This window comes from Microlunatus capsulatus (genome assembly GCF_017876495.1).
GTDB lineage: Bacteria > Actinomycetota > Actinomycetes > Propionibacteriales > Propionibacteriaceae > Microlunatus > Microlunatus capsulatus.
In genome coordinates this window covers 2504978-2530296 of record NZ_JAGIOB010000001.1, presented here as the reverse complement: position 1 = coordinate 2530296, position 25319 = coordinate 2504978, and the positions used below count along the sequence as shown (strand labels likewise).

Sequence of the window (25319 nt, the reverse complement as noted above, 5' to 3'; positions counted from 1 at the left end):
CCGCGCACCCCCACGGAGACCCGATGACCACCAGCCCCGCCCTCCCCACGCCCGTCAGCCGACGGTCCCTGCTGCTCGCCACCGGGCTGGGCGTCGCCGCCGTCGGCGGCCTCACCGCCTGCGGGATGGACGCCCCGGCCCCCGAGGGCGCCCCGGGGCCGCAGACCGCCGCGACCGGGGACATCCCCGTCGGCGGCGGCACGATCTTCCCCGGCTCGGAGACCGTCATCACCCAGCCCGCGGCCGGGGAGTTCAAGGCGTTCTCCTCGATCTGCACCCACGCCCGGTGCCCCGTCACCGAGGTGACGGACTCCATCCACTGCCTCTGCCACGGCAGCAGGTTCAGCCTGGCCGACGGCTCGCCGCTCAACGGCCCGGCGACCGAGCCGCTGGCGGCCAAGACGGTGACGGTCAGCGGGAGCACGGTCTCCGTCGCGGGCTGAGCACCACCCGGCGCGCAGCGCGACCGCGGCGCCCCGGGAGCGCGAGCCGGGGCAGGACCGGCGGTGATGGGGTTGACTGGTCGCCACCCCGGCCGCCCGGCGGGGCCGACGGGGTGAGGAGGACGCGATGGCCCGGGGCTCCAACCTCACCCGGCTCGGCGGCTTCAACCAGACCGTCCTGTTCGACGCCATCCGCCGCGCCCCGGCGGGCATCAGCCGGGTCGAGCTGGTCAGCGAGACGGGCCTGACGGCGCAGACCGTCAGCAACATCGTCCGCCGGCTGCTGGACGAGGGGCTGGTGGTGGAGGGCGGCCGCGTCCAGAGCGCGGTCCGCGGAAAGCCCCGGACGCTGGTCCGGGTCCGCCCCGAGGCCCGGCACGCGCTCGGCGTGCACGTCGACCCGGCCACCCTGACCGTCGTCCTCATCGACGTGGCCGGCGAGGTGCGCCGCTACGCCCGCCGGCGGACGCCGCAGGCGCAGCGGCCCGAGGACGTCGTCGCCGTCGTCGCGGACGAGGTCCAGCGCGTGCTCGCCGCCTCCGACGTCGACCCGGCGACGGTGCTCGGCCTCGGCGTGGCCGCCCCCGGGCCGCTGGACGTCGTCGAGGGCACGCTGCTGAACCCGCCCCAGCTGGCCGGCTGGGAGCAGGTCCGGCTGCGGGCCGACCTGCGCGAGGCGACCGGCCTGCACGTGCTGGTCGACAAGGACGTCACCGCCGCCGCCACCGGCGAGATGTGGGCGCAGGACGGCGCCCGGCACTCCTTCGTCTTCTGCTACCTCGGCTCGGGCCTGGGCGCGGGGGTGGTCATCGAGGACGCGGTGCTGCGCGGCGTCACCAACAACATCGGGGAGATCGGCAACCTCCTCGTCGACCTCGACGGCGAGGACATCGGGCTGGCCCGGCGCGGCTCGCTGGCCGCCACCTGCCTGCCGCAGGCCCTCGTCGTCCGGGCGCAGCGGCGCGGCCTGGTCACCTCGACGGTGGCCGCCGACGACTTCGGCGGCGTCGACGAGGTGTTCACCGAGATCTGCGCGCGGGCCGACGCCGGCGACGCCGGGTGCACCGAGCTCCTGGACGTCGCCGCCCGCGGCCTGGCCACCGGCCTGGCGGTGATGGTGAACTTCCTCGACGTCGACCGCGTGGTGCTGGGCGGGCCCGCCTGGCCGCGAATGAGCCGCCGGCTGCTCGAGGTGCTGCCCGGGCTGGTGCAGCCGCAGCTGGTGGCCGCGTCGACCCCGCTGGTGGTCGAGGGGTCCGCCGTGGGCGAGCACGTGGCGGCGCAGGGGGCCGCCGCCCTGGTGCTCGACCACTTCCTCTCCCCGCGCCCCGCCGCGCTGGTGATGGACTGAGCGTCGGCCCCGGCTTAAGTCCAATCGCTTGAGTTAGTGTGGGCGGGTCGACGACGCCAACCTGACGGAGAACCCACGTGCACGACGACCGCAGCCTCCTCGAGGGCCGCCTCAGCCGTTTCACCACCGACCACCTCGCCGCCGCCGTGCACCGCGACCGCGCGCCGCTCACCCTGACGGCCTGGCCCGTCCCGGGGGAGCCGGTGCCCTTCGCCGAGGCCGTGCAGCAGGAGTACGCCCCGATCGAGATCGGGGCCGCCTGGGGCCGGCCCTGGAGCACCCTGTGGATCCACGTCACCGGCGAGATCCCGGCCGGCTGGGCCGACGAGCCCGGCACGGTCACCGAGATCTCGGTCGACCTCGGCTTCGGCCACGGCGCCGGCTTCCAGTCCGAGGGGCTGGCCTGGACGCCGCAGGGCCGGACGATCAAGGCCGTCTCCCCCTACAACCACCACCTCCCGGTCGTCCCGGGCGAGCCGGTGGACTTCTACCTGGAGTGCGCCGCGAACCCCGACGTGGCCAACACCGGGTTCCGCGCCACGCCGAACGGCGACCCGGCGACGGCCGGCACCGAGCCGATCTACCGGCTGAACCAGCTGGAGCTGGTGCTCCGCGACGTCGCCGTCTGGGAGCTGCAGGCCGACCTCTTCACCCTCGGCGGGCTGATGGCCGAGCTGCCGACCACCTCGCCGCGGCGCGCCGAGATCCTCATGGCCCTGCAGCGGGCTGTCGACGTCGCCGACCCCGACGACCTGGCCGGCACCGCGCCGGACGCCCGCGCCGAGCTGGCCGACGTGCTGAGCCGCCCGGCTGCGGCGAGCGCCCACCGGGTCGCCGCCGTCGGGCACGCCCACATCGACAGCGCCTGGCTGTGGCCGGTGCGCGAGACCATCCGCAAGTGCGCCCGGACCTTCTCCAACGTCCTCGAGCTGGCCGAGGCCGACCCGGACTTCCGGTTCGCCTGCTCCTCGGCCCAGCAGTACGCGTGGATGAAGGAGCACTACCCCGAGCTGTTCACCCGGATCACCGCGGCCGTCCGGCGGGGCCAGTTCGTGCCCGTCGGCGGCATGTGGGTGGAGTCCGACACCAACATGCCGGGCAGCGAGGCGATGGCGCGGCAGTTCGTCGCGGGCAAGGGCTTCTTCCTGGAGAACTTCGGCGTCGAGACCGAGGAGGTCTGGCTGCCCGACAGCTTCGGCTACTCCGGCGCGCTGCCGCAGATCGTCAAGGCGTCCGGCTCTCGCTGGTTCCTCACCCAGAAGATCTCCTGGAACCAGGTCAACACCATGCCCCACCACACCTTCTGGTGGGAGGGCATCGACGGCAGCCGGGTGTTCACGCACTTCCCGCCCTCGGACACCTACAACTCGACGCTGTCCGGCGCCGACATGGCCCGCGCCGAGCGGCAGTACCGCGAGAAGGGCCGGGGCACCACCTCGCTGATGCTCTTCGGCTACGGCGACGGCGGTGGCGGCCCCAACCGCGACATGCTGGCCGCCGCGCACCGGCTCGAGTCGCTGGAGGGCTCGCCGACGCTGCGGCTGGACTCCCCGGCCGGCTTCTTCGCCGACGCCGAGGCCGAGTACCCGGGCGCGCCGGTGTGGAGCGGGGAGATGTACCTCGAGCTGCACCGCGGCACCTACACCAGCCAGGCGCGCACCAAGCAGGGCAACCGGCGCAGCGAGCACCTGCTGCGCGAGGCCGAGCTCTGGGCCTCGACGGCGACGGTCCGGACCGGCCGGGAGTACCCGGCCGCCGAGCTGAAGGCGCTGTGGGAGCTCGTCCTGCTGCAGCAGTTCCACGACATCCTGCCGGGCAGCTCGATCGCCTGGGTGCACCAGGACGCGGAGCGCAACTACGCCGCGATCGCCGGCCGGGCCGAGCAGGTCGTCGCCGACGCCGTGGCGGCGCTGGTCGGGGAGGGCGAGCGGCCGCTGCTGCTCAACGCCGCGCCGCACGCCCGGTCGGGCGTCCCCGCCCTGGGGGCCGACGAGGTCGCCGCCGACGCCGGGACGGTCCGGGTCGAGGAGGTGACCGACGCCGAGGGGCGGCCGGCGCACCGGCTCGACAACGGCGTCGTCAGCCTGGTCGTCGACGGGGCCGGCCAGCTCGCCTCGCTGGTCGACGCGGCCAGCGGCCGGGAGGCCATCGCGCCCGGGGAGAAGGGCCTGCGGCTGCAGCTGCACCGCGACATCCCCAACCAGTGGGACGCCTGGGACGTCGACGAGCACTACCGGCGCACCGTCCGCGAGATCGACCAGGTCGACGAGCTGCGGGTGGAGAGCACCCCGGAGGCGGCGACCGTCGTCGTCACCCGCTCGTTCGGGGCCTCGCACGTCGAGCAGCGGATCACCCTGGCCGCCGGCGCGCCCTCGGTCGCGGTGACCAGCACCGTCGACTGGCACGAGCGGCAGAAGCTGCTCAAGCTCGGCTCCGCCTTCGACGTGCACGCCGACCGCTCGGCGTCGGAGACGCAGTTCGGGCACATCTTCCGGCCCACCCACGTCAACACCTCCTGGGAGTTCGCCCGGTTCGAGATCTGCGCGCACCGCTTCCTGCACGTCGGCGAGCCGGGCTACGGCGTCGCGGTCACCAACGACGCGACCTACGGCCACGACGTCGGCCGGCGGACCCGCGAGGACGGCGGCACGACGACGACGGTGCGGCAGTCCCTGCTCCGGGCGCCGCTGTACCCCGACCCCGAGGCCGACCAGGGCCGGCACGTCCTGACGACGACGATCCGGCCGGGCGCCGCGATCGCCGACGCCGTCGAGGAGGGCTACCGGACCAACCTGGCGCCCCGGGTGGTCCGCGGCGCGCACGCCGTCGCCCCGCTGGTCACGGTCAGCGACCCGGCCGTCGTGGTCGAGGCGGTGAAGCTGGCCGAGGACGGCAGCGGCGACCTCGTCGTCCGGCTCTACGAGTCGCTGGGCGGTCGGGCGCGGGCGACGGTGACGGCCGACGCCGGCGCCACCGCGGTCGTCGCGACCGACCTGCTGGAGCGCCCACTCGAGGACGGGGTGAGCGCCGACGGCGCGTCCGTCGACCTCGAGCTGCGGCCCTTCCAGCTGGTCACCCTGCGGTTCCGCCGCTGATCCCTGGTCCCGCGCGGACCGTGTGAGGAGTTCGACCGGGTGTTCCCGGTCGAACTCCTCACACCATCGCCGAGCGGCGCCTCAGAGGACGGCGAGGGCCTCGACCAGGTCGTCGAGGCCGAGGCTGCCCTGGCTGAGGGCGGCCATGTGCCAGGCCTTGAGGTCGAAGGCGTCGCCGTGCGCGGCCCGGGCCCTCTCCCGGCCGGCCAGCCACGCGCGCTCCCCCAGCTTGTAGCTGATCGCCTGGCCCGGCATCCCGAGGTAGCGGACCAGCTCGCTGTCGAGGAAGGCCGGGTCGCCGCCGCAGTGCTCGCCGAGGAAGGCGCGGCCCAGCGCGGGCGTCCACGGCTCGCCCCGGTGGTCCGCCAGCACGCCGTCGGCGTCCTCCGGCACGGGCAGCCCCACGTGCATCCCGATGTCGATCACCACCCGGACCGCGCGCAGCTGCTGGCCGTCGAGGTAGCCCATCCGGGCGCCCGGGTCGGTGAGGAAGCCCAGCTCGTCCATCAGCCGCTCGGCGTAGAGCGCCCAGCCCTCGACGTCGGCGCCGACGGCCCCGACGGTGGTCTGGTACGTCGACAGGCTGCCCGCCACGTAGGTCCACTGGGCCAGCTGCAGGTGGTGGCCCGGCACGCCCTCGTGGTACCAGGTGGAGACCAGGTCCCACAGCGGGAACCGGTCCCGGCCCAGCGTCGGCAGCCAGGTGCGGCCCGGCCGGGAGAAGTCCTGCGACGGCTCGGTGTAGTACGGCGCGCCGGCGCTCCCGGGCGGGGCGATCATCGCCTCCACGCGGCGGATCGGCGGGGCGAGGTCGACGTGGGTCCCGTCGAGGGCGTCCATCGCCTCGTCCATCATCTGCTGCAGCCGGGCCCGGACCGCCTCGACCCCGACGACCGCCTCCCCGTGCTCGCGGAGCCACTGCATGGCCTCCGCCGGGCCCGACCCGGGCAGCACCTGCTCGGCCAGCACCCGCTGCTCGTCGCGGATCCGGCGGAACTCGGCCCAGCCGAAGGCGTAGGCGTCCTCCAGGGCCGTCCCGGTGCCGAGGTCGATGCCGTTCCAGTAGCGGGCGAACCGGGCGTAGCGCTCCCGTCCGACGGCGTCGGGCGTGCCGGCCGCCTGCGGGGCGTAGGTGTCGCGGAGGAAGTCGTGCAGCGCGGCGACCGCGTCGTCGGCGTCGGCGGCCGCCCGGTCCAGCTCCCCGCGCAGCCCGTCCGGGCCGTCCGCGGCGACGCTGGTGAACCAGCGCCCGGCCGACCACTCGGCCAGCTGCTCGACGACCGTGCGCACCTGCAGCGGGGCCGAGAAGAGGCCCTGCGCGGCCCCGGCGGCCAGGGTCTCCTGGTAGCCGCGCAGGGCCGCGGGCACCCGGGCCATCCGGCGGGCGACGACGCCCCAGTCCTCGTCGGTGTCGGTGGCCATCAGCTGGAAGGCCTCGCGGACCTGGTGCACCGGGGAGAAGAGGTTGGACAGCGAGCGCAGGCCCTCCGAGGACGCGTGCAGCGCGAGCTCGGCGCTCAGCCGCTCCCGCAGCAGCCGGGCGCACCGCTCCTCGACCTGCTCGTCGGCGGCCCCGGCGGCCTCCACGCGGTCGAGCGCGGCCAGCGTCGTGCGCTGCAGGTCTGCCACGGCGTCCAGGCCGGCCGGGGAGAGGTCGGGCAGCCCGTCGGGGGCCGGGATGCGGCCCAGGACGGTGCCCAGGGTGGGGTCGAGCACGCAGAGCCGGTCGACGTAGCCGTCGGCGAGCTGGCGGGGGGTGGGCAGGGGGTCGGTCATGGTGTTCCTCGCTCAGCAGCTCGGTGTCGTGGGGCTGTCCAACTCATCCCCCACCCATCAGCGACGAACGCTACTCGTCGCTAGCCGATGAGCGGTACGGCGACGCTGATACACGACCCATGCTTGCAGCAAATGCCGATAGACCGTTGGCGAAGCGGGGCGGCTCAATTGGGGCCGAGCGCCTCGACCCACTGGCGAACGACATTGAGCCAACGCTTTGACTTCACCGCACTTCTGCGACGGATCGAAGTCGAGCGGGATCTAGCAGCCGCAAGGACATCGACGGAGTAGTACTTGAGGCATTCTGGCCCAATACCAAGGCGCACGCTCGTGGGATCACTCAAGGGCAAGTGGCAGCGGTCGCACGTCGTCACCGCCACTCCACGCGAAGAGTTACGGCTACCCAACCGCCGGATCGCCGCTTGCTCGCCCAAACGAGTTTCGAGTTCGCCTGGAGTGCACTCCTGACGCTGGAGGTGAACTTCTCTGACTGGCAGACCCACACCCGCTTCGAGCAGAGCCTGCAATTGGTCGGCTGCAGAGCGCGGTTCGTCGTACCGCCAGACCAGCACCGATCCAGGTGACTCGCGATCACTGGTATGGACGAGAGGCAGGACATCCCCCGGTGACAGCGTCCAAGACTCCGACACCGAGTCCCCCGCGAACGTGGGCGGCTCAGACCGGAGTGCTGCGGTCAGCCAGATCTCGCCCTTAGGACCTGTGCGGATAAAGTCGTATCGCAGCCACACGCTTCGCGTTGGAGTGAGGGCCGCACGGATCGTCACGTCATCTGTGCTGACCTCAGCAAGCCAGACCCTCAGATCTGCTGTCACCTTCGCCCATGTCGCTTCTGCGGCCGGAGTCGCTGCTCGCGTCCGCAGGACGGGGACACTCGGCCGCTGAGGAGAAGGGCGGCTGAATTCCGGTACCGAGCGTAGGACGTCGAGTACGAGGCGCGGGTTTACCCGGTACCGACGCCCGAGGTGTCGGGAGAGCGTTGTGAGCGACCAAGAGCCAGGGCTCTCTTTAACGAGACGTAGGCCCTCCGCCTGCACGGCCGAGATGCTGAGGTTGTTCGGCCTCGCTGAGCGCCGTCCGTCCGGCAAAGTCATCAACCCTTCTCGAGGACTGCTAGCAGCCGTTCCCAACCTCGAAGAGCGATGCTGTCACTTCGGAAGTCATCTAGGGCATGATTCGCCGACATCGACGACAAATCACTCGCATCCATCAATTCGGATTGTCGACCGGATGAAACCACTGGCAGCGCCGCCCCGACCCGGACGCGCAACAGCCCGGCACCTCGGAAGAGGTGCCGGGCTGCTCGTCGCCGTGCGCGAGGGGGGACTTGAACCCCCACGTCCTTTCGGACACTGGCACCTGAAGCCAGCGCGTCTGCCATTCCGCCACTCGCGCTCGATCCGGACCTCGAACCAGTCCGAACCAGCCGAAGAAGGCTAGCACGATCCGCGCGGGCCGCTCGCCACGCTCCGGGGCGGCCGCCGTCCCGCCGCGGCGGGTCGGGCGCGCGAGGTCGGGCCCGGCGCGCGCGCACCGTTACGATCGGGGTCGGACCGAGCCGGTGGGAGGAGGGACATGGGGATCTTCGGACGCTTCGAGAAGAAGGTCGAGGGCGCCGTCAACGGCGTGTTCGCGCGCGCCTTCAAGGGCGACGTGCAGCCCGTCGAGATCGCCGCGCGGCTGCAGCGCGAGCTGGACGCGGAGGCCAAGCTCCTGTCCCGCGACACGCGCCTGGTGCCCAACGACTTCACCGTCGGGCTGTCGCCGCACGACCACGACAAGCTCGCGCCCTACGCCGGCACGCTCACCACCGAGCTGGCCGCCGAGCTGCGGCACCACGCGGCCGAGATGGGCTACCAGTTCAACGGGCCCATCCGGATCCACCTCGTGCTGGCCCCGACCCTGCCCACGGGGCGCTTCACCGTGGCGTCGGAGGCCGTCGCCGGCGTCGAGGAGCGCGGGACGCCCGACCGCCCCGCCCCGGCGGCCCGTCGACCCGAGGCCCCCCGCCGTCCCGAGCCGGCGCGCCCGGCCGGACCCGACCCGCGGACCCAGCTGGTGCTCGAGGTCAACGGCACCCGGCACGCGCTGACCCCGCCCGGCCTGGTCATCGGCCGCGGCACCGAGGCCGACCTGCGGATCAACGACCCGGGCATCTCGCGGCGGCACGCCGAGATCCAGGTCGAGGGCACGGGCGCGTCCCAGCGGCTGCACATCGTCGACCTCGGCTCGACCAACGGGATCACCGTCAACGGCCACAAGGTGCGCGAGGCCGCGCTGCAGGAGGGCTCACGGATCGAGATCGGCTCGACCCGGATGCTCGTGCACGCGCCCGCCGGCCGGTGACCCGTGTCCGAGATCGCGCTGACCGTCCTCAAGGTGCTGTTCCTGGCGCTGCTCTGGCTGTTCATCTTCTCGGCCGTCTCGGTCATCCGCACCGATCTCTTCGGCAAGGCGGTGCCGGCACCCGACCAGCCCGAGGCCCGCGAGCTGGAGTCCCCGTCCCCGCCGGCCCGCCGCACCCGGCGGCCCCGCGGTGAGCCCCGGGTGCTGAGCATCGTGCAGGGCCAGCAGACCGGCGAGGCCGCCGAGCTCGACCCCGGTCTGGTGATGATCGGCCGCGGCGCCGACTGCCAGCTGGTCCTGGACGACGACTACGTCTCCACCCGGCACGCGCGGGTGGTGGCCGGGGAGAGCGGGCTCTACATCGAGGACCTCGGCTCGACCAACGGCACCTACGTCAACGGCGCCCGGATCACCGCCCCCACCGCCATCTCGATGTCGGACACCCTGCGGATCGGCAAGACGATCCTCAAGCTGGAGCCCTGACGCGATGGCCCTGACGCTGCGCTACGTCACGCACTCCGAGATCGGCCTGGTGCGCAAGAACAACCAGGACTCCGGCTACGCGAGCCCGAACCTGCTCCTCGTCGCCGACGGCATGGGCGGGGCGGCGGCCGGGGACCTGGCGTCGGCCGTCGCCGTCGAGGCCATCCGGCAGTCCGACGCCCCCACGCCGTCGGCGGAGATGCTCGACGTGCTCGCCCGGGCGCTGCACCGGGCCAACGACCGGATCGCCGACCTCGTCGAGGCCGACGTCTCCCTCGACGGGATGGGCACCACGGTCACCGGCGCCCTGTTCGACGGCCGGGACCTGGGCCTGGCCCACATCGGCGACTCCCGCGCCTACCTCTACCGCGACGGCACCCTGGAGCGCCTGACCCACGACCACAGCTGGGTGCAGTCGCTGGTCGACGACGGCAAGATCGACGAGGCCGAGGCCGCCGTCCACCCGCACCGCTCCCTGCTGCTCAAGGTGCTCAACGGCCAGCCCGCCAACGAGCCCGACCTCACCCGGACGACGCTGGTCGCCGGCGACCGGCTGCTGTTCTGCAGCGACGGCCTCTGCGGCCTGGTCCCCGACCCCGAGATCGCCGCCGGGCTCGCCGTGCCCGACGCCGCGGAGGCCCTGCGCCAGCTGGTCGACGAGGCGCTCGCCGAGGGCGGCATCGACAACATCACCGCGATCCTGGCCGACGTCGTCGAGTCCGACGGCAGCACCGAGCCCGTCGTGCTGGGCGCCGCCGCCGACCGCGACCTGCCGACGGCGCCGATCGGGCTGCCCGGACCCGGGAGCGCAGGACCGGCGGGGACCCCGGCGGACCCGGCCGCGCCGTCGGGCCCGACCGCCCACGGCGCCACCGCCGGCGGCGCCACGGCCCTGGGTGCGGCCGCGCCGCTGGAGGACGAGGCCCGCTACAACCCGCAGCCCCCGGCCCGCCGCCGGCTGGTCCGCCCCCTGGTCGGCGCGCTCGTGCTGCTGCTGGTGGCCGGGGCGGGGCTGGCCGCCGCCTTCTCGTGGACCCGCACCCAGTACTTCGTGGGCGCCGCCGGCGACCAGGTGGCGATCTTCCAGGGGCTGCCGGACGACGTCGTCGTGCCGCTGTCGCGGGTCTACGAGGTGCAGCCGCTGGCCCTGGCGGACCTGCCGGCCTTCTACGCCCAGCAGGTGCAGGCCGGCATCGAGGTGTCCAGCCTGACGTCGGCGCGGCAGACGGTCGCCGAGCTGGCCGAGGCCGCCCGGCGCTGCGAGCTGACCCGGCCCACCCCCACCCCGTCGGCCTCGCCCACCGGCAAGGCCGACCCGCGGAGCACGCCCACCCCGGTCCGGCCCGAGGGACCCGCCACCCCGTCGGCGTCGGCGTCGGCCTCCGGGACGACCGGAGCGGGCTGCTGAGGTGAGCGCCCCCGCCCAGGTCACGGTCGTCCCGCGCAAGCGCCGCACCACCGAGCTGGCGCTGCTGGCCTTCGCGCTCGGCATCGGGCTGGCCGCCTACGCCGTCGTCGACCTCAACGTGCTCGGCGCCGTCAGCCCCCGCTTCGGCGTGGTGGCCGGCGTCGGCGCCGCCCTGGTGCTGGCCGCCCACCTCGCCGTCCGCTGGCGGCTGCCCTACGCCGACCCGGTGCTGGTGCCCTGCGTGGTGCTGCTCAACGGGCTGGGCCTGGCGATGATCCACCGGATCGACCTCATCAACGACCCGCCGCTGGCCGGGGCCCGGCAGCAGCTGATCTGGACGGTGATCGGCGTCGCGCTGTTCGTCGCGGTGGTCCTCGTGCTGCGCGACCACCGGCCGCTGCAGGGCTACACCTACACGATCGGGCTGGCCGGCGTCGTCCTGCTGCTGCTGCCGCTGCTGCCCGGCCTGGGCGTGGAGAAGTTCGGCGCGCGCATCTGGATCGAGGTCGGCGGCTACAGCTTCCAGCCGGCCGAGGCGGCCAAGGTGCTGCTGGCGGTCGCCTTCGCGTCCTACCTCGTCGAGAAGCGCGACGTGCTGGCCCTGGCCGGCTGGCGGGTCCTCGGCCTCGACCTGCCCCGCGCCCGCGACCTCGGGCCGATCCTGCTGATGTGGCTCGTGAGCCTCGCGGTCCTGGTCCGCCAGCGCGACCTGGGAACCTCGCTGCTGTTCTTCGGGTTGTTCGTGATGATGCTCTACGTCGCGACCGAGCGGGCCGGCTGGCCCGTGCTCGGCACCCTGCTGTTCGCCGTCGGCGCGTACCTGGGCTACCAGCTCTTCGGCCACGTCCGCGTCCGGGTGGGCGCCTGGCTGGACCCGTTCTCGGACTACGACGCCTACTACCAGGTGATCAACGCGCAGTTCGGGATGGCCTGGGGCGGGCTGCTGGGCACCGGTCTGGGCGAGGGCCGGCCCGGCCTCACGCCGCTGGCCCGGAGCGACTTCATCGCCGCCGCGCTCGGCGAGGAGCTGGGGATGACCGGCCTGATGGCGGTCATCCTCGTCTACGGCCTGGTCGTGGCCCGCGGCCTGCGCACCGCCCTGCAGTGCCGCGAGCCGTTCGGCAAGCTGCTGGCCGCCGGCCTGGCCTTCGCCTTCGCGCTGCAGGTCTTCACCATCATCGGCGGGGTGACCCGGCTGCTGCCGCTGACCGGTCTGACGACGCCGTTCATGTCCCAGGGCGGCTCCTCGCTGGTCTGCAACTGGATCGTCGTCGCCCTGCTGCTCGTCGTCTCCCACCAGGCGCGCAAGCCCGTCGTCACCGTCGCCCCGCTGGACCCGGACGCGCAGACCACCCAGCTGGTGCGGGTGCCCGCGGCCGGGGCGGGGGCCCGCGCGTGAACCGCCCGATCCGCCGCGTCGCCTTCGTGGCCATGCTGATGTTCGCCCTGCTGCTGGCCAACGGGACCTACATGACGCTGTTCCGCACCGAGTCGCTGGCCGCCGAGCCGCAGAACCGGCGCGTCCGCGACGCCGAGTTCGCCCAGGACCGGGGCGCCATCCTGGCCGCCGGCAAGACCGAGATCGCCACCACCAGCCCGTCCGACGACCGGTTCCGCTACCAGCGCAGCTACCCGGCGGGCTCGCTGTACGCGCCGGTCACCGGCTTCTACTCCTACGACCACGGCAGCACCGGGGTCGAGAGCACGCACAACGGCCAGCTGGCCGGCACGGCCGACGCGCTGTTCGTCCGTCGGCTCATCGACCTGGCCACCAACCGGGCGCCGCAGGGGGCCAGCGTGCAGACGACGATCGTGCCCGCCATGCAGGAGGCCGCCGCCCGGGCGCTGGGTGACCAGAAGGGCGCCGTCGTGGCGCTCGACCCGAGGACCGGCGCCGTGCTGGCCCTGGTCACCAGCCCCACCTACGACCCGAACGACGTGGCCAGCCACCGGATCGAGGAGGCGGGCGCGGCCTACGACCGGCTCGCCGGCGCGGAGGACCGGCCGCTGGCCAACCGCGCGGCCCGCGAGATCTACCCGCCCGGGTCCACCTTCAAGCTGGTGACGGCGGCCGCGGCCCTGGCCGACGGCAAGCGGCCGGACTCGGAGGTGGACAGCCCCGACGAGCTGACGCTGCCCGGGACGAAGACCGTGCTGCCCAACTCCACGAACTGCGGCGGCACCCGGGTCACCCTGACCCAGGCGCTCGAGGTGTCCTGCAACACCGCGTTCGCGAACCTGGGACTCGAGCTGGGCCAGGACAAGCTGCGCGAGCAGGCGCAGGCCTTCGGCTTCGACCAGCGGCACCTGGCCGACCTCAACGGGGTCGCCAGCCAGTTCCCCGACGACCTCGACGACGCCCAGCTGGCCCTCAGCGCCATCGGCCAGTTCGACGTCGCCGCCAGCCCGCTGCAGATGGCCATGGTCACCGCCGGCATCGCGAACGACGGGGTGGTGATGGACCCCTACCTGGTGAGCATGGTCCAGGCGCCGGACCTCAAGCCGCTCTCCACGCACGAGCCCACCGCGCTGTCGGAGGCCATGACGCCGGAGAACGCGGCGGCGCTGCAGCAGATGATGGTCGAGACGGTGGCCTCGGGCACCGGGCGCAACGGCGCCATCGCCGGCGTCGAGGTGGGCGGGAAGACGGGCACGGCGCAGTCCGACCCCTCCCGCAAGCCCTTCGCGTGGTTCACCTCGTTCGCCCCGGCGGACGACCCGCAGGTCGCCGTCGCCGTCGTGGTGGAGGACGCCGACATCCCCCGGCAGGACATCGCCGGCGGCCGGGTCGCGGCCCCGATCGCCCGCGCCGTGATGGAGGCCGGGCTGTGAGGGCGGGGCGGGCAGCGGGGGACCGCGGGGACCGCCGCCGCGACGGGGGAGCACCGGCGCGTCACGTCGGTGGCCCACAATGGCGCGGGGCACGGAGGGCGGGCGCGCACGTCCGAGCGGCCACACGGAGAGGAACCACGAGATGACTGGCGAGCCGATCACCGTCGGAGGCCGCTACGAGCTGGGCGACGTGCTCGGCCGCGGCGGCATGGCGGAGGTCCGTCGCGCCCTCGACCGGCGGCTCGGGCGGCCGGTGGCGGTCAAGCAGCTGCGCACCGACCTGGCCACCGACCCGACGTTCCAGGCCCGCTTCCGGCGGGAGGCCCAGTCGGCGGCGGGGCTCAACCACCCGACGATCGTCGCCGTCTACGACACCGGCGAGGAGCCCGACCCGCACACGGGCATCTCGATCCCCTACATCGTCATGGAGCTGGTCGAGGGCTCGACGCTGCGCGACGTCCTCCGCGACGGCCGCAAGATCCTGCCCGAGCGGGCGCTCGAGCTGACCCAGGGCGTCCTCGACGCCCTCAGCTACAGCCACAAGGCCGGCATCATCCACCGCGACATCAAGCCGGCCAACGTCATGCTGACCCCCACCGGCGGGGTCAAGGTCATGGACTTCGGCATCGCCCGGGCCGTCGCGGACACCTCGGCGACGATGACCCAGACGGCGGCCGTCATCGGCACCGCCCAGTACCTCTCGCCCGAGCAGGCGCGGGGTGAGACCGTGGACGCCCGCAGCGACATCTACTCCGCCGGCTGCCTGCTCTACGAACTGCTGGTGGGCCGGCCGCCGTTCGTCGGCGACTCCCCCGTCAGCGTGGCCTACCAGCACGTGCGCGAGGCCCCGGTGCCGCCGAGCCAGCTGGACCCGGTGATCACCCCGGACATCGACGCCATCACCCTCAAGGCGCTGGCCAAGGACCCGGCCGACCGGTACCAGTCCGCGCGGGAGATGAAGGCCGACATCAGCCGGGTGCTGGCGGGCCAGCAGGCGACCGCCGTCGTCCCGCGGGTGGCCGCGCCGGTCGACGCGACGCCCACCCGGGTGGTCCCGGTGCCGGTGGCGCCCCCGCCCGAGCCCGAGGACGAGGTGGAGGAGGAGCCGAAGCGCCGGGCCGGGGTCATCGCCGCCGTCGTCGCCGTGGTCCTCCTGCTGCTGGGCCTCGGCGCCTTCGGGCTGTACCGGGCCTTCGGCCCCCAGGCACCCGTCCCGGTCGCCATGGTCGAGGTGCCCGCGGTCATCACCTACCCGCAGGCGCTGGCGGAGGCCCGCCTCACCGAGCTGGGACTGGAGCCCGAGGTCCGCCGGACCAACGGCGCCGACGACGCCACCAAGGGCACCATCACGGCGCAGAACCCGGTCGGGGGCACCTCGGTGCCGACGGGGAGCACCGTGGGGCTCACGCTCAACGTGGGCCCGAAGACGGCCAAGATCCCGGCCGACCTGCTGGGCGCCAAGGTCGACGACGCCGAGCAGGCCCTCGAGGACGCCGGCTTCACCAACGTCAGCACCGAGGCGGCCACCAGCGAGGAGGCCGACGCCGAGGAGGACGAGGTCCTCGACGTCGACCCGGGCGAGGGCGAGACGGCGGCGCTGGACGACGAGATCGTCCTCACCTACGCCACCGGCGAGTCGGCGGTCCCCGTGCTCACGGGCAAGACGCCCGAGCAGGCCCTCTCCGACGCCCGCACCGCGGGGTTCACCAACGTCAAGCGGGTCGAGAAGGAGACCGACGAGGAGACGGCCGGGGTGGTGTTCGAGCAGAACCCCGAGGCCGGCAAGCGCGAGAAGCGGAGCAAGGAGATCACCATCACCGTGGCGGTCGCCCCGCCGCCCGCGCCGGAGCCGACGCCCACGCCCACGCCCACGCCCGAGCCGGAGCCGTCCGACACCCCGGCTCCCGAGCCGTCCGGCACCCCCGGCGTGACGAGCCCGACCCCCGGCAGCACGCCGGGCTAATAGAACGCCTGTACGATTTGTGCTAGGCTGGCGCCATGACCAGCGTGGTCCAGACGTCGCTCTTCGACCTGCCCGAGCCCGACGACGGGCTGGGACCGCTGGGCGGGCTCGTCACCCGGCAGGTGCTGGGGCGCGGGGCCTGGGTGGACGTGCTGCCGGGCTGGCTCAGCGGCGTCGACGGGCTGTTCGACACCCTGCTGGACGCGGTCCCCTGGGTGGCCGAGCGGCGCCAGATGTACGAGCGGGTGGTGGACGTGCCGCGGCTGCTCTGCTTCTACGGCGAGCACGACCTGCTCCCCCACCCGGCCCTGACGACGGCGCGGGAGTCGCTGAACGCGCACTACGGGCCCGAGCTGGGCGAGCCCTTCACCACGGCCGGCCTCTGCCTCTACCGCGACGGCCGGGACTCGGTCGCCTGGCACGGCGACACCATCGGCCGCGGCCGGATGGAGGACACGATGGTGGCCATCGTCTCCCTCGGCTCACCGCGGCACCTGCTGCTGCGGCCGCGGGGCGGCGGCGCCACGATCCGCCAGCAGCTGGGGCACGGCGACCTCGTCGTCATGGGCGGCTCCTGCCAGCGCACCTGGGAGCACGCCGTCCCCAAGACCAGCCGGGCCGTCGGACCCCGGGTCAGCGTGCAGTTCCGCCCGCACGGGGTCCGCTGAGGACTACCCGTGCGCTGAGCCCGTCGAAGGGCTCGACCCGACCCCGTTCCCTGAGCCCGTCGAAGGGCCCTGAGCCCGTCGACGGGACCTGGTCAGGAGCCCGCGGACATCAGGGGCGCGAGGCCGGCGGCACGGGCGGGGGCGCCGGCGTCGCCGCAGACGGCCAGCCAGTTGGCCAGCATCTGGTAGCCACCCTCGGTCAGCACCGACTCGGGGTGGAACTGGACGGCCTCGACAGGCAGCTCGCGGTGCCGGACGGCCATCACGACCCCGCTGGCGGTCAGCGCCGTCACCTCCAGCACCGACGGCACCGAGGCGGGCTCGATGGCCAGCGAGTGGTAGCGGGTGGCGGTGAAGGGCTGGGGCAGCCCGGCCAGCACCCCGACGCCCTGGTGCTCGATGAGCGAGGTCTTGCCGTGCAGCAGCTCGGGCGCCCGGTCGACGACGCCGCCGTAGGCGACGCCGATCGACTGCAGGCCCAGGCAGACGCCGAAGATCGGCACCACCCCGGCCTGCTGGCGGACCACGTCGACGCAGACGCCGGCGCCCTCGGGCGTGCCCGGTCCGGGCGAGAGCAGGATGCCGTCGAAGCCGGCGGCGAACCCCGGGTCGGCGAACCGCTCGTCGTCGTTGCGCCAGACCTCGACCTCGGCGCCGATCTGGGCCAGGTACTGGACGAGGTTGTAGACGAAGGAGTCGTAGTTGTCGATCACGAGGATCTTCGCGGCGCTCACGCCCCCATTGTCGCGCGCCCGCGGCAGGTCCCGCCGGGGTGACCAGCCTCAGCGCGGGGTGCTGGTCCCCCCGCCCGCGCTGGGCGAGGCGCTGCTGCCGCCCAGCGGGACGGCGTGCTGCAGGTCGAGGGAGCCCTCGTGCGCCGGGAAGTCCGCCCGCTCGACCGTCCGCTCGCTGTAGACCAGGCCATAGGCGGCCACGTACTGCTGGTAGATCTGCAGGGCGGGCGAGCCGGCCAGGGCGGCCTGCAGCCGCGCGGGGTCGCCGAGCGCGCTGACCACGTAGGGCGGGGCGTAGGGGATGCCGTGCAGCACCACGGTGTTCCCGACGCACTTGACGCCGGTGGTGGAGATGACCCGCTGGCCCTGGATGGTCATGGCCTCGGCGCCGCCGCTCCACAGCGCATTGACCACCGCCTGGATGTCCTGCTGGTGGACGACGAGCAGGTCGGCGTCCACCCCCTCGGCCGCGACGGTGTCGGGGGCGTCGTCGATGGTCACCGAGACCGCGGGGCCGGTCATGGCCGTGAAGGCCGCGGCGGCGGACGCCTGCTCCAGCCGGGCCTGCAGGGCGGGGTCGGTGCCCTCGACGCCGGCCAGCGCGTCCACCTGGTCGCGGACCTCGCTCACCTGGCGGGCCAGGTCGGCGTTGCGCCGGGACTGGGACTGGACCAGGCTCACCAGGTCGGTGTTGCGGCCCGGCCGCAGGTCGGTGCCCCGGGCGTTCACCGCGCTGAGCACCACCATCAGCCCGGCGAGCAGGCAGACGGCCGCCGTCAGCACCCGTCCGGCGGGCCGTCGGCTGGCGTCGCGACGGCGCTGCGCGCCCCGTGCGCGGCGGAGGGCGTGGAGCACCCGGTCGACGGCGCCCGTGCGCTGCGGCTCCTGCACCTGGCCTCCTCCCGACGCCTCGGACCGACCGGAGGAAATGGCTCCGGCCCGGTTCGCCGACTACGCTACCGAGCGACACCGAGGAGTTGAGCGTGCCAGAGTCGAGAACCCGCAAGTCCACCGACGAGAAGAAGCGTCGGGCCGCCCAGGTGGCCAAGCCGGCCAAGGTCAAGGCCCCGTCGAGCCGTCGGTGGGTGCCGCCGACCTTCATCACCGTCGGCCTGCTGGGCGTCATCTGGCTGATCGTCTACTACGTGGCGGGGCCGAACATCCCCTACATGAGCGACCTCGGCAACTGGAACATCCTCATCGGCATGGGCGGCATGGCCGCCGCCTTCGGCATCGCCACGCTCTGGCGCTGACCGTCCCCCGCTGCCGAACTACACCTGTGTGATTACGTCCACAATGGGGATAACCCCTGTGGACAACTTCCGGGACCGGCTCCGGTGAGGCGCTCGGGCGCCGCCCGGGGCCTGGACCGGGAGATCTTCGGGCTGGCCCTGCCGACGCTGGCTACGCTGGTGTCGGAGCCGCTGCTGCTGCTGGCCGACTCCGCGATCATCGGCCACCTGGGCACCGACCCGCTGGCCGGCCTGGGGATCGCGGCCAACGTGCTCGGCGTCCTCACCGGGCTGTGCATCTTCCTGGCCTACGGCACCACGGGCACCGTGGCGCGCCGGCTGGGCGCCGGCGACCGCGCCGCCGCCCTCGCCGGCGGCTTCGACGGGCTGGTCCTGGCGGTCGGGCTGGGCGCGCTGCTCGGGCTCGCGCTGCTGCTCGCCGCCCCCGCCGTCGTCGCCGCCTACGGCGCCTCGCCCGCGGTGACCGAGGCCGCCACGACCTACCTCCGGGTCGCGGCCTTCGGCGTCCCCTCGATCCTGCTGCTGCTCGCCGGCACCGGGGTGCTGCGCGGGCTGCAGGACACCCGGACGCCGCTGCAGGTGGTCATCGCGGCCAACCTGGCCAACGTCGTGCTGAACCTGGCGCTGGTCTACGGCGCGGGGCTGGGCATCGCCGGCTCGGCGCTGGGGACGCTGCTGGCCCAGACGGGCGCGGCGGTGGTGGTCGCCGTCGTCGTCGTCCGGCGGATGCGCGCCGTGCAGGCCCGGCCGCGGTTCGCCCCGGGCGGCGTGCTGCGCGCCGCGCGGGCCGGCAGCTGGCTCGTGCTGCGCACCGCGACGTTGCAGGGGGCCGTCACGCTGACCACGCTCACCGCGGCGACGAGCGGGACCATCGCCCTCGCTGCCCACCAGGTCGTCAACAGCCTCTGGGTGCTGCTGGCCTTCGCCCTGGACGCGCTGGCCATCGCCGGGCAGGCGATCATCGGCCGCGCGCTCGGGGCCGGCGACGTCGCCCTGGGCCGGGCGATGACCCGGCGGATGGTGGGCTGGGGCGTGGTCGCGGGCCTGGTCTTCGGGACCGCCGTCTGGGCGGCCCGGCCGCTCTACGTCGGCCTCTTCTCCCCCGACCCGCAGGTGCAGGCTCTCGTGGGGGCGGTGCTGCTGGTGGTCGCCGTGGTGACACCGGTGGCCGGTGTCGTCTACGTCCTCGACGGGGTGCTGATCGGGGCGGGCGACAGCCGCTACCTGGCCCTGGCCGGCCTGCTCGCCCTGCTGGCCTACGCCCCGCTGGCGCTGCTGGTGCGCGGCCAGGGCGCGGGGCTGGTCTGGCTGTGGGCGGCGTACGGGGTGTTCATGCTGGCCCGGATGACGACCCTGGTGCTGCGGATCCGGACCGGCGCCTGGGCCCGCACCGGGGCCTCGGTCGCCTAGTCGTCGACGACCGGGCTCAGCCGTTGAGGTCGGGCTTGGTCCAGTACCAGGTGCTGTCCAGCCGCTTCCGGGCCTCCAGGCCACCGGCCACCATGACGACGCCGGCCAGCAGGGCGAAGACCCAGGCGACGCCGAGCCGGCTCGGCACCCCGGCCACCTCGAGCTGGTTGTAGCCGGTCACGACGAGGACGGCGCTGAGGGCGAGCAGCCAGCCCGAGAGCAGCGCGAGCCGGCGGATCCAGCGGCCCAGCGTCTCCGCGGCGAGCGACCAGAACGACCCGAGGCCGGCCAGCAGGCCGATCTGCTGGGCGGCGAGCCCGAGGTAGGTGACGTCCAGCCCCAGCGCGAGCCGGCCCCGGCTGACGGCGCCGAACCCCTCGGCGTCGGGCTGGGCGGCGACGAAGAACCGGCTGGCCCCGATCAGCCCGCGCCCGTAGGCGTCGAAGGCCTGGATGCCGACGTGCGGCAGGAACGCGCTGAGCACCATGGCGACGGCGGCGACCCCGGCGACCACCCCCCGGCGCTGGTAGCCGCGGCGCCGGCGCAGCCGCGCCTCCTCGGTCGGCAGGATCACGGGCCGACCCTACGTGAGCCGCCGGAGCCCGTCGGGTCGTCGGACGACGCGGCGGCGCGCAGGACCTCCACCCGAGCGGCGTGCTCGGCCCAGAGAGCACTCGGGTCGCGGTCCTCGCCGGCGAGCAGGGCGGCCAGCCGGTCCAGGTGCAGCTGCCAACCCGCGCCGTAGCCGAGGACGTCGGCCAGGCCGCGGTGCTCGACCCCGAGCACCGTGCGCTCGGGACCGACGACGCTGAGCCGGAAGGTGACGCTGCTGTCGTCCTCGCCGGGGAAGTGCCAGCTCCAGCCGAGCACCCGCTGCGGCCGCCACCGGGTGACCCGGTGCGCGGACGTGGTGTCCTCGTCGTGGGCGAGGGCGAACCGGGCTCCCATCCGCTCCGGCAGCCCGGTGGGCCGGCCGAGCCAGCCGCCCAGCTGCTCCGTCGTGAGGGCGCGCCAGACCGCCGCGCGGCCGACCGCGAGGGGTGCGCGGACGAGGACCGTGCCGGCGACCGCGTCCAGCACGGTCTCGAGGTCAGGGGTCATCAGGGCTCCGCCCGGGTGGGGACAGCACGACGCCCCGAGGCCGGGGCCTCGGGGCGTCGTGGTGCGACGTGGGACGTCCGTCAGGACGCGGCGACGACCGCGAGCTGGACGTGCGCGGTGACCGCGTCGTGCAGCTTGATGCCGATGGTGTGGGTGCCCACCGACTTGATCGGCTTGCCGATCTCGACGGAGCGCTTGTCCACCGACACGTTGCCGGCCTTCTTGATGGCGCCGGCGATGTCCGCCGCGGTGACCGCGCCGAACAGCTTGCCGGTGTCACCGGCCCGCACCGGGAGCTCGACGCTGATGCCCTCGAGCTGCGTCCGCACCTCCTGGGCGTGGTCGATGCCGCGGATCTCTCGGGCCGCACGGCTCCGCTTGATGCCGTCGATCTGCTTCTCGCCGCCACGGGTCCAGCGGATGGCGAAGCCACGCGGGACGAGGTAGTTCCGGCCGTAGCCGTCCTTGACCTCGACCACGTCGCCGGCGCCACCGAGGTTGTCCACGGCAGCCGTCAGGATGAGCTTCATCTGGTCGTCCCTCCTCAGCGAGCCGTCGAGGCGTACGGCAGCAGCGCAACCTCACGGGCGTTCTTGATGGCGATGGCGACCTTGCGCTGCTCCTGGACGGAGAGCCCGGTCACCCGGCGGGCGCGGATCTTCCCGCGCTCGGAGATGAACTTCCGCAGCGTGGCGGTGTCCTTGTAGTCGATGTGCTGGCCCGCGCGCAGCGGGTTGGACTTCTTCTTCGGTGCGCGCTTGGCGGGTGGGGTGCTGGCCATTGTGGTGCTCTCCTCTCGAGCCCGGCGCGAGCTGTTGCTCGATGGCCGGAATGTGCCGTGGTGGTGTGGTGGGTGCTCGACCGCTCAGCCGGGGGCTGGACCGGTCAGAACGGGGGCTCGTCGCTCTGGGGCGTCGCCCAGGGGTCGGAGCCTTGTGCGCGGCCGCCGCCGCCGCCGCTGCCGCTGCTGGCACCGGTGGCCCAGGGGTCTTCGCCCCCGCCGCCGCCGTTGCCGCCGCCACCGCCGCTGTAGCCGCCGCCACCGCCCCCGGAGGGCCGGTTGCCGCCGCCACCGCCGCCGTAGCCGCCGCCACCGCCCTGGCCACCGCCGCCACCACCACTGCTGGTGGTGCGGGTGACCTTCGCGGTCGCGTAGCGCAGCGCCGGGCCGATCTCGTCGACGTCGACCTCGAACACGGTGCGCTTCTCGCCCTCGCGGGTCTCGTAGCTCCGTGACTTCAGGCGACCCTGGACGATGACCCGCATGCCCTTCTGGAGCGACTCGGCGACGTTCTCGGCAGCCTGGCGCCAGACGGCGCAGTTGAGGAACATCGCATCGCCGTCACGCCACTCGTTGGACTGACGGTCGAAGGTGCGCGGGGTCGACGCGACGGTGAAGTTCGCGACCGCGGCACCCGAGGGGGTGAAGCGCAGCTCCGGGTCGGCGGTGAGGTTGCCGACCAGGGTGATGGGTGTTTCGCCTGCCATGGGGTCTCCCTGGGTTGAGATGCGACGGTACGAGCGAGCGGGTGGGCCGGACCCTCAGCGGTCCCGGTCAGCCACGGCGACCACCTTGCCAGCCCCGGCTGACAGGATCGAGAGCCGGAGACGGGCTGTGGACGCAGCCGCGGACGAGGACGAGCCTGTGGACGGCCCGCGCGCGCTCAGTGGGCGTCGGTGCGGATGACCTTGGTGCGCATGATCGACTCGTTGATCGAGAACTGGCGGTCCAGCTCCTTCACGTCGACCGGGTTGGCCTGCATCGTGATGACGGCGTAGATGCCCTCAGACTTCTTCTGGATCTCGTACGCCAGCCGGCGACGACCCCAGATGTCCAGGTTCTCCACGGTGCCGCCACCCTTGGTGATGACGGTGAGGAACTGCTCGAGCGTGGGTTGGACGGAACGCTCATCGGTCTCAGGGTCGAGGATGACCATGACCTCGTAAGGGCGCATGCGCGAACTCCACCTCCTCTGGTCTCAGCGGCTGCAGGCGGGTCCCGCAGCAGGAGGGCGAATGCCGACCGGTCCCACACGGGTGGGTCCGGTCCGTCCGCAGCCCGAGGGCTGCGGCACAGCGAGCCATGCTACCGGCCGCCGGCAGCGCGGGCCAATCGCCGGACGCCGTCGACGGGAGGGGCCCGCGCGGCGCCACCCGGGGTCAGGCGTCACTCGTAGACGAACATCGCCTCGCCGGGCAGCACGAAGCCGAGGCCGTCCTGCAGCCGGTCGCGCCAGGACTCCCAGTTGTGGCCGTCGCGGGACTCCACGTACTCGACCTCCATGCCGGTGCCGCTGAGCACCGGCAGCATCGAGCGGTTCTGGACGATCAGGTCCTCGTACACCCCGCAGGAGACGAAGAGCCGGTCCGCCACCCGGGTCGGCCGGGCCCGGTACCGGTTGACGAAGCGGACGACGGGGTCGAAGGCCCGGTCCTCGCCGTGGTCGGCGCCGATGTCGGTGAACACGAAGGACCCCGACTGGAGCAGCAGGGAGCCGAACGTGCCGGGGTGCCGGACGGCGGTGGACAGCGAGGCGACGGCGCCGAAGCTGGAGCCCATCAGCGCCCGGGCGCCCGGACCGGGGGCCAGCGGCAGGTCCTCCTCGAGCCGGCCGACGAGCTCGGTGGCGATCCAGCGGGCGTGCGCGCTGGAGTTCGGGTACTCCACGAGCCGGTCGCCGGGGTGGGTGAAGGCCACCACCGCCTCGGCGACGTCGAGGCGGTGGATGAGGTTGTCGAGCACCGTCTTCATGGCGGCGTACTCGAGGTAGTCCCCGCCGTCGTGCACCACGAGCAGCGGGTAGCGGGCCGAGCGCCGGAACCGGGCGGGCAGGTAGAGGGTCACCCGGTTGTCCCGCCGCTGCGCGGTGCTGCGGATCCACGTCTCGACCAGCTCGCCCGGCCGGGCGTCGGGGTCGTGCACCGCCCACGAGGGCGTGACGTAGCCCGCGCCGTGCAGCACCGACGAGCTGCCGAAGGGCCCGCGGGCCTGCCGGGGGTTGCCGGGGTCGTTGAAGCGCTCGTAGGAGTCGCCGCGGCGGGCCTCGAACTGGTACTCCACGCGCGAGTCCGGCGGGATCTCGACGACGACGTACCAGAGGTCGGTCCCGGCCAGCCGGCGCAGCGGCAGGGGGTCGGCCAGCCCGACGACGCGGTGCCGCAGGGTGACGGCGTCGGCGTCGCCCACCCGGACGGCGAAGGTGCAGCGCAGTCCCTCGACCACCGGGAAGTCGTGCCGCTCGAAGAAGCGCTGCAGGGCGGCCTCGGGCGGCTGGCCCTCGGCCGCGAGGCGGCGGATCCGGTCGCGCAGCCGGTTGACCGGCAGCCGCCGTGGCCGGGCCTTGGTGCCGGCGGGCGGGCGGGCGGCGGGATCGGCGCCGCCGGGACGGACGTCGCTCACCCGGCCGCCCCCGCCGTCACCGCGCCGGAGGGGTCCAGCCGGCGGGCCGAGCGCGGCAGCACGCCGTGCTCGAGGTCCAGCCGGGCGCCGTCGGGCAGCAGCACCGCCCGGGACGGGGCGAGCCGGCGGGCCAGCAGCGCCATCCGCTCCGGCTCGTCGAGGCGCAGCCGCCGGCGGGCGTGCGGGAACGGCACGACGCCCGCGTAGAGGCCGAGGCCGTCGGCGTGCACCTCGGGCGGCCGCTCGCCGCGCGGCGGGTGGTCGTGGAAGAGGACGACGCGCTCGGCCAGCGCCATCGCCCCGGCCGACCAGGTGATGACCGGCCCGGCCACGACCGCGCGCAGCGCGAACAGCTCCAGCACGTGCAGCAGCACGCCGACGTGCCCGCCGGCGACCACGAGACCCGCGCTGCCGCCGAGCAGCCCGGCCACCGCGGCCCGGTGCTCCGCGACGGCGGGCCGGGCGTCGAGCCCCACCTCCTCGCGGTGCTCGGCCCGCAGCCGCCGGCCCCGCGCCAGGTGCCAGGTGTCGAGCGCCCGCAGCGCCGCGAGGGCGTCGGCCCCGGCGTCGACGGCCACCTCGGGGTCGCGGACCTGGCGGTGCACCGCGCGGACCGCCTCCAGGGCCGCCCGCAGCCGCACCCGGTAGGCGGTCCGCAGCGCGTCCAGCCGCTCGGCCAGCCGCTGCTCCGCCGCCGCCAGCACCGGGTCGGCCTCCAGCACCTCGAGCCAGCGGCGGTGCAGCTCCAGGTTCTGCAGCCGGCCGCCCAGCACGTCGTCGAGCTCGCCGGTGTCGGACTCGCGCTCGCGCCAGCCGGCGTTGACGGCGGCGACCGGGCCGTCGGGGATGAGCTCGGCGACCGCCGCGCGCGCCCCGGCGACGGTGCGCTGGGGGCCCAGCAGAGTGACCCGGACGGCGTCCCCGGCCGCGCCCGGAACCGCTCGCCGCTCCACGCGGCGATGCTACCGACACGGTTCGGTCACGATGACGGGGCTCTGACCTGGGCGGACGCTACGCTGCCTCCGCCTACCCGACCTC

General features: G+C 74.0%; 24 protein-coding genes and 1 tRNA gene. 12 read left to right on the top strand and 13 right to left on the bottom strand.

All coding sequences use genetic code 11. The features are described from left to right. The first annotated feature begins 23 nt into the window (after positions 1-23). The 3 genes from JOF54_RS11620 to JOF54_RS11610 all read left to right on the top strand — a co-directional run bounded on the left by JOF54_RS11620 (position 24) and on the right by JOF54_RS11610 (position 4889). On the top strand, positions 24-443 hold the full coding sequence (locus tag JOF54_RS11620; RefSeq protein ID WP_210055887.1) for a Rieske (2Fe-2S) protein: 420 nt from the start codon (positions 24-26) through the stop codon (positions 441-443). A 127-nt stretch (positions 444-570) separates the two neighbouring features. Beyond that, positions 571-1794, top strand: a complete 1224-nt coding sequence (locus JOF54_RS11615) for an ROK family transcriptional regulator (protein ID WP_210055877.1) — start codon at positions 571-573, stop codon at positions 1792-1794. A gap of 77 nt (positions 1795-1871) precedes the next feature. Then, the gene (locus JOF54_RS11610) at positions 1872-4889 is read left to right on the top strand and encodes an alpha-mannosidase (RefSeq protein ID WP_210055875.1); all 3018 of its coding nucleotides are present in this window, start codon (positions 1872-1874) and stop codon (positions 4887-4889) included. Positions 4890-4970: 81 nt separating this feature from the next. On the opposite strand, the gene JOF54_RS11605 is transcribed toward JOF54_RS11610, so the two are convergent. The 3 genes from JOF54_RS11605 to JOF54_RS11600 form a co-directional block, all read right to left on the bottom strand. Further along, positions 4971-6665 carry a DUF885 domain-containing protein gene (locus JOF54_RS11605; protein ID WP_210055873.1) on the bottom strand — a complete coding sequence of 565 codons (1695 nt, stop codon included), beginning with the start codon at positions 6663-6665 and terminating at the stop codon, positions 4971-4973. Between the two features lie 164 nt (positions 6666-6829). Next, a complete protein-coding gene (locus JOF54_RS22140; protein ID WP_372443488.1) occupies positions 6830-7777 on the bottom strand; it encodes a DUF6011 domain-containing protein in 948 nt (315 codons plus the stop codon). A gap of 218 nt (positions 7778-7995) precedes the next feature. Next, positions 7996-8078: transfer RNA gene (locus tag JOF54_RS11600), tRNA-Leu, on the bottom strand. A gap of 180 nt (positions 8079-8258) precedes the next feature. Between JOF54_RS11600 and JOF54_RS11595 the strand changes: the two genes are divergently transcribed. The 7 genes from JOF54_RS11595 (at position 8259) to JOF54_RS11565 (ending at position 16383) form a co-directional block, all read left to right on the top strand. Next, the gene (locus tag JOF54_RS11595) at positions 8259-9029 is read left to right on the top strand and encodes an FHA domain-containing protein (RefSeq protein ID WP_210055871.1); all 771 of its coding nucleotides are present in this window, start codon (positions 8259-8261) and stop codon (positions 9027-9029) included. A 3-nt stretch (positions 9030-9032) separates the two neighbouring features. Continuing rightward, entirely contained in the window at positions 9033-9512 is a 480-nt protein-coding gene (locus JOF54_RS11590; protein WP_210055869.1) for an FHA domain-containing protein FhaB/FipA, read from the top strand. 4 nt (positions 9513-9516) lie between these two features. Further along, entirely contained in the window at positions 9517-10920 is a 1404-nt protein-coding gene (locus tag JOF54_RS11585) for a PP2C family protein-serine/threonine phosphatase (RefSeq protein WP_210055866.1), read from the top strand. A 1-nt stretch (position 10921) separates the two neighbouring features. Continuing rightward, positions 10922-12319: an FtsW/RodA/SpoVE family cell cycle protein gene (locus JOF54_RS11580; RefSeq protein WP_210055864.1), complete on the top strand. Its 1398-nt coding sequence runs from the start codon at positions 10922-10924 to the stop codon at positions 12317-12319. Continuing rightward, entirely contained in the window at positions 12316-13752 is a 1437-nt protein-coding gene (locus tag JOF54_RS11575) for a peptidoglycan D,D-transpeptidase FtsI family protein (protein ID WP_210055862.1), read from the top strand. The genes JOF54_RS11580 and JOF54_RS11575 overlap by 4 nt, the downstream gene beginning before the upstream one ends. A gap of 142 nt (positions 13753-13894) precedes the next feature. After that, positions 13895-15715: a Stk1 family PASTA domain-containing Ser/Thr kinase gene (pknB, locus tag JOF54_RS11570; protein WP_210055860.1), complete on the top strand. Its 1821-nt coding sequence runs from the start codon at positions 13895-13897 to the stop codon at positions 15713-15715. Positions 15716-15750: 35 nt separating this feature from the next. Then, positions 15751-16383, top strand: a complete 633-nt coding sequence (locus JOF54_RS11565) for an alpha-ketoglutarate-dependent dioxygenase AlkB (RefSeq protein WP_210055858.1) — start codon at positions 15751-15753, stop codon at positions 16381-16383. Positions 16384-16475: 92 nt separating this feature from the next. On the opposite strand, the gene JOF54_RS11560 is transcribed toward JOF54_RS11565, so the two are convergent. Both JOF54_RS11560 and JOF54_RS11555 read right to left on the bottom strand, forming a co-directional pair. Continuing rightward, a complete protein-coding gene (locus tag JOF54_RS11560) occupies positions 16476-17117 on the bottom strand; it encodes an aminodeoxychorismate/anthranilate synthase component II (RefSeq protein WP_210055856.1) in 642 nt (213 codons plus the stop codon). 48 nt (positions 17118-17165) lie between these two features. Next, the gene (locus tag JOF54_RS11555; protein ID WP_307804080.1) at positions 17166-18008 is read right to left on the bottom strand and encodes a DUF881 domain-containing protein; all 843 of its coding nucleotides are present in this window, start codon (positions 18006-18008) and stop codon (positions 17166-17168) included. Between the two features lie 92 nt (positions 18009-18100). On the opposite strand from JOF54_RS11555, the gene JOF54_RS11550 reads away from it, so the two are divergent. Both JOF54_RS11550 and JOF54_RS11545 read left to right on the top strand, forming a co-directional pair. Further along, positions 18101-18370 (top strand): cell division protein CrgA, encoded by a 270-nt coding sequence (locus JOF54_RS11550; RefSeq protein ID WP_210055854.1) that lies wholly within the window; start codon positions 18101-18103, stop codon positions 18368-18370. A gap of 84 nt (positions 18371-18454) precedes the next feature. Next, positions 18455-19780, top strand: a complete 1326-nt coding sequence (locus JOF54_RS11545; RefSeq protein ID WP_210055852.1) for an MATE family efflux transporter — start codon at positions 18455-18457, stop codon at positions 19778-19780. Positions 19781-19796: 16 nt separating this feature from the next. Here JOF54_RS11545 and JOF54_RS11540 read toward each other — a convergent pair whose 3' ends face one another. The 8 genes from JOF54_RS11540 to JOF54_RS11505 form a co-directional block, all read right to left on the bottom strand. After that, positions 19797-20354, bottom strand: coding sequence for a hypothetical protein (locus JOF54_RS11540; protein WP_210055850.1), 558 nt, complete (start codon positions 20352-20354; stop codon positions 19797-19799). Next, entirely contained in the window at positions 20351-20881 is a 531-nt protein-coding gene (locus JOF54_RS11535) for an SRPBCC domain-containing protein (protein ID WP_210055849.1), read from the bottom strand. Before JOF54_RS11535 ends, JOF54_RS11540 begins: the two co-directional genes overlap by 4 nt. 80 nt (positions 20882-20961) lie before the next feature. Further along, positions 20962-21411, bottom strand: a complete 450-nt coding sequence (gene rplI / locus JOF54_RS11530) for a 50S ribosomal protein L9 (RefSeq protein WP_210055839.1) — start codon at positions 21409-21411, stop codon at positions 20962-20964. A 14-nt stretch (positions 21412-21425) separates the two neighbouring features. Further along, the gene (gene rpsR / locus JOF54_RS11525) at positions 21426-21662 is read right to left on the bottom strand and encodes a 30S ribosomal protein S18 (protein ID WP_210055837.1); all 237 of its coding nucleotides are present in this window, start codon (positions 21660-21662) and stop codon (positions 21426-21428) included. A gap of 104 nt (positions 21663-21766) precedes the next feature. Further along, positions 21767-22369 carry a single-stranded DNA-binding protein gene (locus tag JOF54_RS11520; protein WP_210055835.1) on the bottom strand — a complete coding sequence of 201 codons (603 nt, stop codon included), beginning with the start codon at positions 22367-22369 and terminating at the stop codon, positions 21767-21769. A 176-nt stretch (positions 22370-22545) separates the two neighbouring features. Then, on the bottom strand, positions 22546-22836 hold the full coding sequence (rpsF, locus tag JOF54_RS11515) for a 30S ribosomal protein S6 (protein ID WP_091416301.1): 291 nt from the start codon (positions 22834-22836) through the stop codon (positions 22546-22548). 212 nt (positions 22837-23048) lie between these two features. Further along, positions 23049-24281, bottom strand: coding sequence for an alpha/beta hydrolase-fold protein (locus JOF54_RS11510; protein ID WP_307804078.1), 1233 nt, complete (start codon positions 24279-24281; stop codon positions 23049-23051). Further along, a complete protein-coding gene (locus JOF54_RS11505) occupies positions 24278-25234 on the bottom strand; it encodes a type 1 glutamine amidotransferase family protein (protein WP_210055833.1) in 957 nt (318 codons plus the stop codon). The genes JOF54_RS11510 and JOF54_RS11505 overlap by 4 nt, the downstream gene beginning before the upstream one ends. Between the last annotated feature and the right edge of the window lie 85 nt (positions 25235-25319).